At 64.9% G+C, this 10,267-nt stretch carries 13 protein-coding genes; all 13 read right to left on the bottom strand.

All coding sequences use genetic code 11. From position 1 onward, the window contains the following. The coding region (locus RBT54_RS17560; protein ID WP_320368308.1) for a GDP-mannose 4,6-dehydratase at positions 1-133 on the bottom strand (133 nt) is incomplete at its 3' end. 49 nt (positions 134-182) lie between these two features. Next, the gene (locus tag RBT54_RS17555; RefSeq protein ID WP_320368307.1) at positions 183-1,229 is read right to left on the bottom strand and encodes a glycosyltransferase family 10 domain-containing protein; all 1,047 of its coding nucleotides are present in this window, start codon (positions 1,227-1,229) and stop codon (positions 183-185) included. 42 nt (positions 1,230-1,271) lie between these two features. After that, the gene (locus RBT54_RS17550; protein WP_320368306.1) at positions 1,272-2,288 is read right to left on the bottom strand and encodes a glycosyltransferase; all 1,017 of its coding nucleotides are present in this window, start codon (positions 2,286-2,288) and stop codon (positions 1,272-1,274) included. Then, positions 2,288-3,190: a glycosyltransferase family 25 protein gene (locus RBT54_RS17545; protein WP_320368305.1), complete on the bottom strand. Its 903-nt coding sequence runs from the start codon at positions 3,188-3,190 to the stop codon at positions 2,288-2,290. Before RBT54_RS17545 ends, RBT54_RS17550 begins: the two co-directional genes overlap by 1 nt. Before the next feature lie 3 nt (positions 3,191-3,193). After that, positions 3,194-3,958 (bottom strand): hypothetical protein, encoded by a 765-nt coding sequence (locus RBT54_RS17540; RefSeq protein WP_320368304.1) that lies wholly within the window; start codon positions 3,956-3,958, stop codon positions 3,194-3,196. Beyond that, positions 3,955-5,169, bottom strand: a complete 1,215-nt coding sequence (locus RBT54_RS17535; protein ID WP_320368303.1) for an O-antigen ligase family protein — start codon at positions 5,167-5,169, stop codon at positions 3,955-3,957. Before RBT54_RS17535 ends, RBT54_RS17540 begins: the two co-directional genes overlap by 4 nt. After that, entirely contained in the window at positions 5,169-6,308 is a 1,140-nt protein-coding gene (locus tag RBT54_RS17530) for a glycosyltransferase family 4 protein (protein ID WP_320368302.1), read from the bottom strand. Before RBT54_RS17530 ends, RBT54_RS17535 begins: the two co-directional genes overlap by 1 nt. 7 nt (positions 6,309-6,315) lie before the next feature. After that, positions 6,316-6,636 carry a type II toxin-antitoxin system YafQ family toxin gene (locus RBT54_RS17525; RefSeq protein ID WP_320368301.1) on the bottom strand — a complete coding sequence of 107 codons (321 nt, stop codon included), beginning with the start codon at positions 6,634-6,636 and terminating at the stop codon, positions 6,316-6,318. Further along, the gene (locus tag RBT54_RS17520) at positions 6,614-6,886 is read right to left on the bottom strand and encodes a type II toxin-antitoxin system RelB/DinJ family antitoxin (RefSeq protein WP_320368300.1); all 273 of its coding nucleotides are present in this window, start codon (positions 6,884-6,886) and stop codon (positions 6,614-6,616) included. The genes RBT54_RS17525 and RBT54_RS17520 overlap by 23 nt, the downstream gene beginning before the upstream one ends. A gap of 87 nt (positions 6,887-6,973) precedes the next feature. Then, on the bottom strand, positions 6,974-7,567 hold the full coding sequence (locus tag RBT54_RS17515; protein ID WP_320368299.1) for a Uma2 family endonuclease: 594 nt from the start codon (positions 7,565-7,567) through the stop codon (positions 6,974-6,976). 167 nt (positions 7,568-7,734) lie between these two features. Further along, positions 7,735-8,646, bottom strand: a complete 912-nt coding sequence (locus RBT54_RS17510; RefSeq protein ID WP_320368298.1) for a mitochondrial fission ELM1 family protein — start codon at positions 8,644-8,646, stop codon at positions 7,735-7,737. 81 nt (positions 8,647-8,727) lie between these two features. After that, a complete protein-coding gene (gene cobC / locus RBT54_RS17505; RefSeq protein WP_320368297.1) occupies positions 8,728-9,285 on the bottom strand; it encodes an alpha-ribazole phosphatase family protein in 558 nt (185 codons plus the stop codon). Positions 9,286-9,301: 16 nt separating this feature from the next. After that, positions 9,302-10,069: an adenosylcobinamide-GDP ribazoletransferase gene (locus RBT54_RS17500; RefSeq protein ID WP_320368296.1), complete on the bottom strand. Its 768-nt coding sequence runs from the start codon at positions 10,067-10,069 to the stop codon at positions 9,302-9,304. Between the last annotated feature and the right edge of the window lie 198 nt (positions 10,070-10,267).

Below are 10,267 nucleotides of genomic sequence, written 5' to 3'. Positions count from 1 at the left end.
CGATGCGCTGGGTGTTGAAACTCGAGGCGCGGCGCTTGATGCCGTGGACTTCGTAGCCTTTGGCGAGCAGGAATTCGGCGAGGTAGGAGCCATCCTGGCCGGTGATGCCGGTGATGAGGGCTGTTTTGGTCATGTGTGTCCGCTATTGTTGGTGAACACTCAGCTGGCGCTGGAGCCTAGCGTCAGCGCGTTTTCTCGAGAAGCGATCGGCCCCGCACGTAGAGCTTCTCGAGCATGTGGCCGGCAGCGCCCAAAGGGTTGTTCTTGCGCCAGGCGTGTCGTCCCAGAATGAGCTTGCCCGCGGACGCGTCAGGGTCGGCACTCGTGGGGCCGCTTTCGTCGATGATGCGAGCGATGACGGCGAAGAGGTGGTGCGTCTCCAGGACCCGGCGCCGTGCTTCTTCAATTGCATCGCGCCGCAGCGACCATTCGTCGTCTGCAATCGCCTTGCGGATGATCGCAGCAGCGCCTGCGGGGTCGTTGATGTCGAGCGGAATGAAGCTCGCCGGAGGGAAGTAGTCGGACGCGTTGGGGGCGCCAATGTAAAACGGAAGGCAGCGCCCGAGAAACGCGTCTGTCAGCTTTTCGGTTATGTGGTGTTCGGAAATATGGTTTTCGATCGCGAGGTGGTATTTGTAGGGCGCGAGTGCCTCGGCTTTGTCGTCGAGGGGTGTGGACCCGCGGCCGAACAAGGACATTTCCGGCAGAAGCTTGCGCAGCTTGTCGGTGAAGTTGTAGCGCTGGGCGTGGAGCGTATGCCGCTGTTGCTTGGCTGAAAAGATGGTCGAGATGAGGCCCGCCTTCTGATCGGGCGACGGTCCATCGAGCAGTTCGGCCCTGCTCATCCAGCGGCCTCTCCCGCTGCCGTAGAACCAATGGTTTGCAGCTTGCTGAAAATGCCGGTGCGGGTGTGGCAAGGCCCATGCCGGTTGGCTGGTCAGCACATGCCCGAATTGCGCGGCGAAGGTCTTGCCGTAGGTCTTGATGGATGCAGGCTCCGTGGTCACCAGAATCGTGTTTGTCGCAGGGCAAGCGACATGTTCGCTGGCAAGCGTCCGGGCCTCCTTCGCCCTTGGCGGGATGTCATCGTAGGCGACCAGCCAATCGTAATGGCTTTCTTCACGATCGAAGATGAAGTGGCAATTTCCCCAGATGTTGTTTTCGTCGGGGAAATAGCGCGCCCAGTCTCGACGGTCGATCCTGCTCACGAACTTGACGCGGATACTCATTCGGTGGTCCTGAAAATGGAAGGCGAGTTGAGCAGGGCTGAATCATTCCCCGCTCACGAGCTCTTCATAAACTGAGGTTGTTCTGTCAAGTAGGTGTTCGAAAGTCAGTTCCGTTCGGGCGTATCGGAAAGCTGGCTTGAGCGCTCGTTTTGTCTGTTCAATGTCTTCCAGCGCGCTCTTGACTCGTTCAGCAAGCGCGGCGGGGTCTCCCGTCGGGCAGATGAAATCCTTCGGCAGAATTTCAACGACAGCCCCGACTGCGGTCGACACGACGGGCACCCGGTGCTGAAGTGCTTCGATCAAGGTGTAAGGGCCGCCCTCGTAGCGCGATGAGATGACGAACAGATCGGCGGCGCGCATGAGGGCGGGTACGTCGTTGCGCTGCCCGAGCAGCGTGATCTTGTCCTGTTGCCCTGTCTCCCGTATCAGACGCGCCAGGTGGTCGCGCTCGAAGCCTTCTCCCGCAATGGCCAGTTGAGCCTCAACGCCTTTCCACGACTGGATCAGAAGATCGAACCCCTTCACCGGCACGAGGCGCCCGATCGCGAGCACACGGGGGCGTGCCGCGACGGACCGCCAAGCGTCAAATGCCGGTGCCGCCACGCCTGTATCCGGATTGACGCCATTGTGGATGATGCGAATGCCTGAATGCTTGAGGTTTGTCGCCGCGATCTTGCTCACTGCAATGACGCGCTCAAACTTCGAGAACATGCGGACATTGTTCTTCTTGCTGTGCAGTGTGGCCACGCTATGCGTGTTCGATAGGAACGGGAGCAGCGTTGAAACCATGCTCGCCGCCTTGCTCCCATGCGCATGGATGATCTGTGGGCGGGCTTTCCGAAGCAGCCGGAACAAACGGTAAAGGGCGAAGGGATTGCGACGGTGAGCGGTCAGGTCGATGGGAACGAACTCGACCCTGCCTGGCAGTCGCGCGCCGTACATCGGGTGTGCAATGAGGCACACGTCGATGCCGCGGCGGCAAAGGCCGTTCGCCAACTCGATGACATGCTTTTCGAGGCCGCCTTCGCCATGACTTGCCATCACGAGCACGACTCTCATCAGAAGCCCCGCAGGCGTTTGATCTGCCCGCGGAGGGCATCGTAGGACCCGGACAGGGAAAAGTGCAGGCGTCGAATGAGGCGTGCGAGCGCGTAAGGCAGGCCGGTGGCTCGGCGCGGCGACGGGATGGCGGTCTGATGATTTTCCTCGCTCACCCGCCCGGTAATGTCCGAGACGCTGCCGTCCTGATTGATGATGGACGGGCTGACCGCTACAACAGTGAAGTGGCGTGACAAGGTCCGGGCGTACCATCGATCGATGGCACGGTTGCGGGTTAGCCATAGCCAAATCGTCTCGTGCGTCGGCAGCAGTTCGAGGAGTTTGGCGTAGGCCGCTTCCCTGACAATGTAGGCGTGCGTCGTGTTGCAGCCATAGAGCTGGTAAAGCGCGCCCGGCGGGGAGAGTGCGCCGAGCTGCCGGAAAGGGCCGATCGGATCGGTGAATCCGAGGTAGCAGATATCCCAATGCACATTGCGCAAGGCGCTCGCAAGCCTGGCGGCCTGGACGTCAAAGTCCGCTGCGAAGGCGACATCGTCCTCGAGGATCAGGACACTTTTCCAACGTCGACGCGCCGCCAGCGCGATAGCTTCGCGGTGAGACAGCGCACAGCCAGCGCGTCCGGCCCAGGTCCGGTCCCGTCGCCGGCCTTGAAAAAGCGGGGGGCGCCCGTAGCCGTTCAATGTGGTGCCGCGAATCGCGGACAGGCGCTCCAAATGCCTTTCGTCGATGTGACGACCCGCTTCGCGAAGCAAGGACTGCCAGCGGTCCGGGCGGTCGTCGAGGTTGATCACCAGGATGCCTTGCGCAAGTGCGAACGCAGGGCGCTCGCCAAGCTCGGTGGCGAGCGCCGCGCTTGCCGTTCCAGTCGTCGAGGTCGCGTTGGGGGGCTGGGTATCCGCCATGCCTCAGAGTTTCCAGTGGTCTGCTAGCCAAGGTGCAGCACGCATGTGATGGTGCAGCTTGCGGCCCTTGTAGCCGCGAATCGCTTCATCCGGGTCGGGACGGCCGTGAAAGACCAGAATCCGGCAGCCTGGTGACGCCTTGGGCGGCACCAGCAGGTTCAGGGGAAAGGCCGGACGGCAATTCCATTTGTAGCTTCGAACCCACTCGTCGGGCCACCAATTCACATTTCCCATCGCATGCGTGAGAAAGGCCTGCTCGGTGTTGTAGATTCGTGTGTCCTCCGCCTGGTCCATCTCGCGCAGGAAGGTCTCATACACGTGATTCGACCGACCTGCATCGAAGCGGAAGACGGACGAGTTGCCGACGGCAGGGCGTCTGCCGAGGAGTTGCTTTCGCCAATTGACCCAGTTGTGAATGATGCAGTACTCACCCGGCTTGTAATCGAACAGCGGGCCGATGTCGTCCATGATGACGATGTCGAGGTCGAGGAACAGAGTGGGCCCCGCGAGGCCGCCAAAACCGTCCTGCAAGACCATCAACTTGACGAGAATGTCCGGCCAGCCCCGCTTGACGCCCGGGTTTTCGGGGAAGGGAATGATGCGGATCTCGGCATCAAGCCCGTCGGCGTTCTCGGTGCAGCAGTAGAAGTTGAATGGTCGAGAGAGGTGGCGTCGAACCGAATGGAAAAGGATGTTGACGTAGTTTGCGTCGTATCGCGTGCCCCACTTGAGGCAGAGGACGTTCACTGCGGGGTTCTGTGCATTCACGACGTGAAAGCTCCTTGTATTTCGTTCGCTGCGGTATCTGCCCGACGATCGCGTGCGTGTGATGTGCCAATGGCATGGCAGGCGAGTGCCACAATCAGGACCCACGGGGCGCGGAAGTGGTTGGAGCTGAGAACCGAGTATTCGAGCGTGCCTGCGACGAACGTGGTTGCGAGCAGCGCCAGTACCGTCGTCGAGAGCGAGGTTCGTAGCAGGAACAGCCGGTATATCACGAGGCCAAGGGCAAGCAGGAAGGCCGCGAGCGAAATGATGCCGCTGCTCAGCGCAAGGTCGGCCAGCATGTTATGCGGGGAGTTGATGCCGGTGTGCCCAGGGATGCGCATGAAGGATTCCATCCCCCAGCCTGTCAGCGGGCGTTGCGAGATGGCATCCAGGCTGAACATCAGTGCCTGGGTGCGGCTGCCGTCACTATGAGCGTTTGCGACCTGCCAGTCGCTGGAGAGATACGCCAGGAGCAGCGACCCGAGAACGGCAACGTAGAGGCCGATGCGGCGCGGTGAGCTGGGTGGGAAAAGCACGGCCATGCCTGCTGATGCGGTGATGATCGCGCCCCGCGATCCACTGCCCAGAATACCGAGGGCGAAGATTGCTGCGCAGGCCCAAAGGGCGAGCCGGGCCGCGCGGGACGGCGATGCACCTCGCAGACATGCGGCACAGAGTACGACGCCAAGCGCCATGTAGAAACCGAAGGGGTTGGCGTTGCCGACAATGCCCTCGACCCTGATCGCCCGCCACGCGGCCAGGCTGGCGCTCGGATTGATAGCCCACTGCGTAATGCCGATGACGCCATGTACGAGCAGACAGCCCATCACGAGGAAGCCGAGTTGGCGAACACTGACCCATCCTTTGTGCAGCATCAGCAGAAGGCCGAGTCCAACACCCAGGACTCGCAGGGTCAGGGTGAGCTGTTCTTCCCAAGGGGTGGCGGTATCGAGGTGGAGAAGCTGCTGAGCGAAGCTCGCCCCAAGGACGGGCACGAGCCACAGCAGCGTGTAGCGGGCATAGTCTTGGGTGGGCTGTGCGGACCAGTAGGACCGGTCCGACAGCAGCAGCGCAAGCACGATCAGTGCGCCGCTGATATGAACCGTTGCCCACTTCGCGGGAATGCTGAAGATGAAGATCGTGAGCAGCAGGATTACGATCAGTCTTGCTGCAGGCAGGCGGGCCCTGTTGGCAGGGAGTGAAGTCATCATCAAGCGCGGTGCTGTGAATGGAGCCGGGAGTATAGCGATAGTGTTGCGGCCTGCATTTTCGCGAGCAGGAAACGGGTGTTGTGCTCCACCACCGGCGTGCGCGCGGCGAGCACGTCCGCCACGCGCCTTGCCGCGGCCTCGACATCCCCCTTCGCCACCGCGCCGTGGGCAAACAGTTCCCCCAGAATCTCCGCCACCCCTCCATGCGCATACCCCACCACCGGCCGCCCCATCGCCAGCGGCTCCAGCACCGTGCGCCCGAACGATTCCGGTGTGCTCGACAGACTCAGCACACATTCCGAAACCGCATAAATCTCGCGCACATCGCTGCGGTGCCCGGTGAACACGATGCGCTCGCCCAGCCCTTCCGCCTGCACGCGTTCGCGAATCTCCTTTGCATAGCCGGGCCGCTTCGGGTCCTCGCCGCCGACGATCAGCCCGACCACGTCCAGCCCGTCCGCGACCAGCTTGCCGACAATCGTGATGAAGTCGTGGTGCCCCTTGAGCCTTGTCAGCCGCCCCGGCAGCGTCAGTACCTTGCGCCCAGCGATCTGCGGAAACTCGGCGCGAAAGCGCGCCACCCACTCGTCCGACGGCTGGTATTCGCGCGGAAACTCCGCCGGGTCGATGCCGCGCGGAATCACCGTGATGCGCTCGTCCGTCAGGTGTGGCCAGCGCCCGGGCGGGTAATGCGTGCGGATGTAGTCGCGCACCGTGTCGCTGACCACGATCACGCGTTCGCCGGCGCACATGATGGCGCTGTAGCGGCTCACCGAGTGCATGCCGTGCACCGTGGTGACGAAGTGTGGCCGGGCGCCCGCCGGCATGCCGCGCCAAGCAAGCCACGCTACCCACGCGGGCAGGCGCGAGCGCGCGTGGATGATGTCGAAGCGTTCGCCTTCGAACAATTTGCGCAGCGCGCGGTATTGCAGGAAGGTTGCCGGCGACTTGCGCCCAAGGTCGCGCGCGATGTGGCGCGAGCCCTCGCGCTGCAGCTGCTCGACCAGCCGCCCGCCTTTGGACAGCACCACCGATTCATGCCCGGCGGCGACCAGCGCGCGCGCGATCTCGAGCGTGCCGCGCTCAACGCCGCCGCTATCCAGCGCCGGGAGGAGTTGCAGGACCTTGAGGGGTTTCATAGGCGCCTCATCCCTCGAAAAGATCCGCATGCGTGCCCGTCCGGACGAAGGTGATCTGCCGGTCGTCGGCAGTGTAGATGAGCAGGAAGTCGCCGCCGACGTGGCATTCGCGGTGATCGGCCCAGTCGCCCTTGAGCGGGTGGTCGAGCCACTCCGGGCCGAGCGGGGCGTCGTTGGCGATGAGCAGCAGCATGACTTCCTTGAGCCGCTTGAGGTCGAAGCGGCCCGCGCGGCCGAGTCGTTCCCAGTCTTTGTGGAAGCCCTTGCTGAAATCCGCGGCGCGCGGCAGCGATGCCCGCTTGGCCTTAGCGGGTTTTTTCGAGCTCATCGAAGAGGGCGTCGGTCGATTCGAAACGTGCCTCGCGAGCCTTCATCATGGCGCGCGCCTCTTCCATGGCGGCGCGCGTTTCGGCGTTGGGGACCTTGAGTTCGAGCGGAAAGGCCTGGTCGTTGACGACGCGCTTGAGGAAGATGCGCACGGCGTCCGACATCGACAGGCCCATGGCGGCCAGCGCCTCGGTGGCCTGGGTCTTGACCTCGTCGTCGACGCGGATGTGAAGCATTGAACTCTGTGCCATGGCTGCCTCGCTTGCTGAGTGCGGATTATGTATCGCATATGAGATGCGATCAAGGCGCAGGGTTCCGGTCCGGGAGCCTGCGCTGGATCAATACTCGGGCTTCGGCAGGCGCGCCACCAGCGCGTCCCACGCGATCGACACGCCAGGCAGCACGCCGATCGGGGTCTCGTCCTTCAGTTCGTAGATCTCCGGCCGGCCGTATTGGCCGTTGTCGAGCACATAGACGGTGAGGGTGCGGTCACCCGGATGCACCAGCCAGTACTCGCGCACGCCGGCGCGCTCGTAGGTGCGGCGCTTGGCGATTTGGTCGTGGGCGGCGGTGCTGGGGGAGAGCACCTCGAGCAGCCAGTCGGGGGCGCCACGCACGCCGCGGCGGTCGATCTTGCTCGGGTCGCACACCACCAGGACATCAGGCTGAACGACGGTGTCGATGGCGGCGTCAGCTTCGTCATTGCGAGGCAGGCGGACGTCGACCGGGGCGATGTAGGGGCGGCAGGGCTTGCCGTCGAGCTGGTTCGCCAATTGGCGAAATACCTCGCCTGCAACTTCCTGATGCTCGATCAGGGGCGCGGGCGCCATCAGGAAAGCTTCGCCGTCGATCAGCTCATAGCGCGCGTCGTCCGGCCAAGTCAGATAGTCGGCGTAGGTGTAGTGCTTTTCCTTGCGCAGTGCGAGACCCATGGCGGCGCTCCAGGTTGATTGGCGTGTTGCCGTCATTCTAGGCGATCGATCCGCTTGGGCTGTAGCGGTTCAGCACCTGATGCGCTCGGATGCAGCCCCTGCCTCACCGAGGCGCACCGAGCATTGCTGCGACAGCAAAATTGATCGCCAAGGTGGTTGCCGAGCGTTCATCGCGTCCTCGCATGCCAGCGCGCCAGCACCGCTTCCGCAACCCGATCCGCCTCGGCCAGCCGCTGTGGCGCCACATGTAGTCGGCCTTCGCGCTGCCAATCCGCGAACTGGGTGACGAAGCCCTCGCGCTGCAGTTGCGCCACCCCCGCGGTGATCCGTGTGTCGCCCCGGCGCGGCACCGCGAGCAGCCCGGTGGCCGCGCCAGCGGTGAGGCTTTCGTACACCATCGACACGCTGTCCTCCGTCACCCACGCCTGCGCGCTGCGCGCCACCTGCGCCATCGCCCAGCCGGGCGGGGTGTCGCGTACCGGGCGCACGACCACGCCGCGCGCCTGCAGGGCAAGCAGCGCGGATTCGGTGTCGGCCGGGGTGCGCCGCGAGGTGGTCAGCGTCCAGTGCATCGACGGTGTGGCCGCGAGGATGGCGTCGATCTGGGCGAGCAGGCCGGCGCTGTCCCAGCCGTGGTGCTTCGACGGCCCGCCGATCAGGAACAGGCCCTTGTCGGTCTCGCGTTCGGGGCTGGGGCGGGCGGTGTTGAGCGCGCCGCGGGTGGCGATGACGCTGGCGCGGGCCGGCGGGCGGTCGTGCTGCGGGATCACGCACAGGTCGAACCAGCCCAGCGGCAGGCTGGGGCGCATCAGGGCGATCAGCCTGCCGCCGCGCGCGCGCCGCGCGGCGAGCCCAGGCAGATGAGTGCGATGGCCGGCGACGAGGATGAAGTCCGGGTCGGGCAGCGCAGCGCCTGCCGGAAAGCGGCCGCTGAGCCACTGCCACAGCGCGCTGCGCCCGGCCGGCGCGTCGATCCAGTGGGTCTCGATCGCCGTGCGCGCCGCCAACGCCTGCGCCAGCCCCTGCAACTGGCTGCGGTGGCCGGGCTTGTTGTCGGTGATGAGCCAGAGGGTGGTCATGGGCCAGGTGCCTTGCTTTATCGAGGGTTCATCTTACAAATTCAAAGTTGTACCTTGAATTTGCAAGGTCGGCAGCCCTCCTCACCGATTGAACCACTTCAACACCACCCCCCAACTCTCCACATCGATGCGCGTCACCTGCCCGCAGCCAAAATCCAGGCCCAGCCAGCGCTCCGGCGGCATGCCGAGGAGGTGGCCGGCGATGGCGCGCAGGGGGCCGCCGTGTGCGACGACGACGAGGTGGTCCTTAATTTGGGGTCTGTCCCTTAATTCCACTTCCAGCCACTGCAGCACCCGCGCCGCCATCTCGCGCGGCGATTCGCCGCCCGGCGCGCGAAAGCCGAGCGGGTCGGCGGCCCAGTCGTCGATGGCGCTGCCGATGTCGGCGAAAGTGCGCCCTTCCCACTCGCCGAAGTGGATCTCCTTGAGCCGGTCGTCCAGACGTGGCGTGCCGAGCGCTTCGGCGAGCAGGCGCGCGCGCGCGAGCGGGCTGGCGTGCAGGGCGAAGGATTGCGGCAGCAGCGGGCGCAGGCGGGCAGCGACCTCGGCGGCGGATTCGGCGAGGCCGAGGTCCGTCTGGCCGTAGCAGATGCCGGGGACGACGGCGGGGCGGGGGTGGCGGATGAGGTGGAGTTGCATGGGGAGGACCAAGTCTTCAGGAGGCAGCAGCGAGCATGCTCATATAGCACGCCAGCTCCGCCGCCTGCTGCACCGCGCCGAGCAGGTCGCCGGTGTGCCCACCCAAGCGGCGCTGGAAGCCGCGGGCCAGCCACAGGGTGACGAGCGCAGCCAGCACCAGCGTGGCCAGTGTTTGCATAAAGGTGAGAAAGACCAGCGCCGGCAGCAGGCCAAGCGCCCCCGCCATCGCCAGCTCTGCGCGGCTCAGGCGCTGCGCGACTGGTGCTGCCTTGCTGCTGTCGTCACTGCGCGCATAGGGCAGGGCGTGCAGTACTGCGGTGGCGGCCAGGCGCGACAGCGGATGGGCGACGAGGAGCGCGATCGCAGCCGTGGCCGGGCTGATGGCGGCCAGCTCCACCAGCGCCGCGGCCTTGGCGAGCAGCATCAGCACGATGCCGATGGCGCCATAGCTGCCGATGCGCGAGTCCTTCATGATCGCCAGGATCTGCGCCTTGTCCCAGCCGCCGCCGAGCCCGTCGCAGGCGTCGGCGAAGCCGTCCTCGTGCAGCGCGCCAGTGAGCCGGACGGTGAGCGCCATCGACAGGATCACCGCCACGCTGGAAGGCAGCACGAGCGCGAACGCATGCAGCGTCGTCGCGCCGGCAATCCCGACCACCCAGCCCACCAACGGTAGCCAGGCGGCGGCGCGTGCGAGGCGCTCGGGCGACCACGTTACCCAGGCCGGCACCGGCAGGCGGGTGAAGTAACCGAGTGCAGTGAAGAAGCGGGCGAGGTGTTCGCGCATCAGGAGGTGCAGGTTTGTGGGAGGTTTGTGGGAGCGGGCTTGCCCGCGAATGCAGCGCTTGAGCTAGCGATGTTCGCGGGCAAGCCCGCTCCCACAGCGCAATCTCCCACAGCGGGCGCCGCTTCTACCAGGCGTGCTGAGCAGCGGGCGAGGCGCCTCAATCCTGCTCGCTCACCCCAGCCGACACGAAGCTCGCCA

Source organism: Thauera sp. (genome assembly GCF_034003485.1).
Classification (GTDB): domain Bacteria; phylum Pseudomonadota; class Gammaproteobacteria; order Burkholderiales; family Rhodocyclaceae; genus Thauera.
The sequence above is the reverse complement of the archived record's forward strand: the minus strand, read 5'-3'. Positions and strand labels throughout refer to the sequence as shown.

Coding starts and splice junctions, on each gene's coding strand:
- RBT54_RS17555 (WP_320368307.1), bottom strand. CDS start 1,229: ATGAGTATCCGCGTCAAGTTCGTGAGCAGGATCGACCGTCGAGACTGG.
- RBT54_RS17550 (WP_320368306.1), bottom strand. CDS start 2,288: ATGAGAGTCGTGCTCGTGATGGCAAGTCATGGCGAAGGCGGCCTCGAA.
- RBT54_RS17545 (WP_320368305.1), bottom strand. CDS start 3,190: ATGGCGGATACCCAGCCCCCCAACGCGACCTCGACGACTGGAACGGCA.
- RBT54_RS17535 (WP_320368303.1), bottom strand. CDS start 5,169: ATGATGACTTCACTCCCTGCCAACAGGGCCCGCCTGCCTGCAGCAAGA.
- RBT54_RS17530 (WP_320368302.1), bottom strand. CDS start 6,308: ATGAAACCCCTCAAGGTCCTGCAACTCCTCCCGGCGCTGGATAGCGGC.
- RBT54_RS17525 (WP_320368301.1), bottom strand. CDS start 6,636: ATGAGCTCGAAAAAACCCGCTAAGGCCAAGCGGGCATCGCTGCCGCGC.
- RBT54_RS17520 (WP_320368300.1), bottom strand. CDS start 6,886: ATGGCACAGAGTTCAATGCTTCACATCCGCGTCGACGACGAGGTCAAG.
- RBT54_RS17515 (WP_320368299.1), bottom strand. CDS start 7,567: ATGGGTCTCGCACTGCGCAAGGAAAAGCACTACACCTACGCCGACTAT.
- RBT54_RS17510 (WP_320368298.1), bottom strand. CDS start 8,646: ATGACCACCCTCTGGCTCATCACCGACAACAAGCCCGGCCACCGCAGC.
- cobC (WP_320368297.1), bottom strand. CDS start 9,285: ATGCAACTCCACCTCATCCGCCACCCCCGCCCCGCCGTCGTCCCCGGC.
- RBT54_RS17500 (WP_320368296.1), bottom strand. CDS start 10,069: ATGCGCGAACACCTCGCCCGCTTCTTCACTGCACTCGGTTACTTCACC.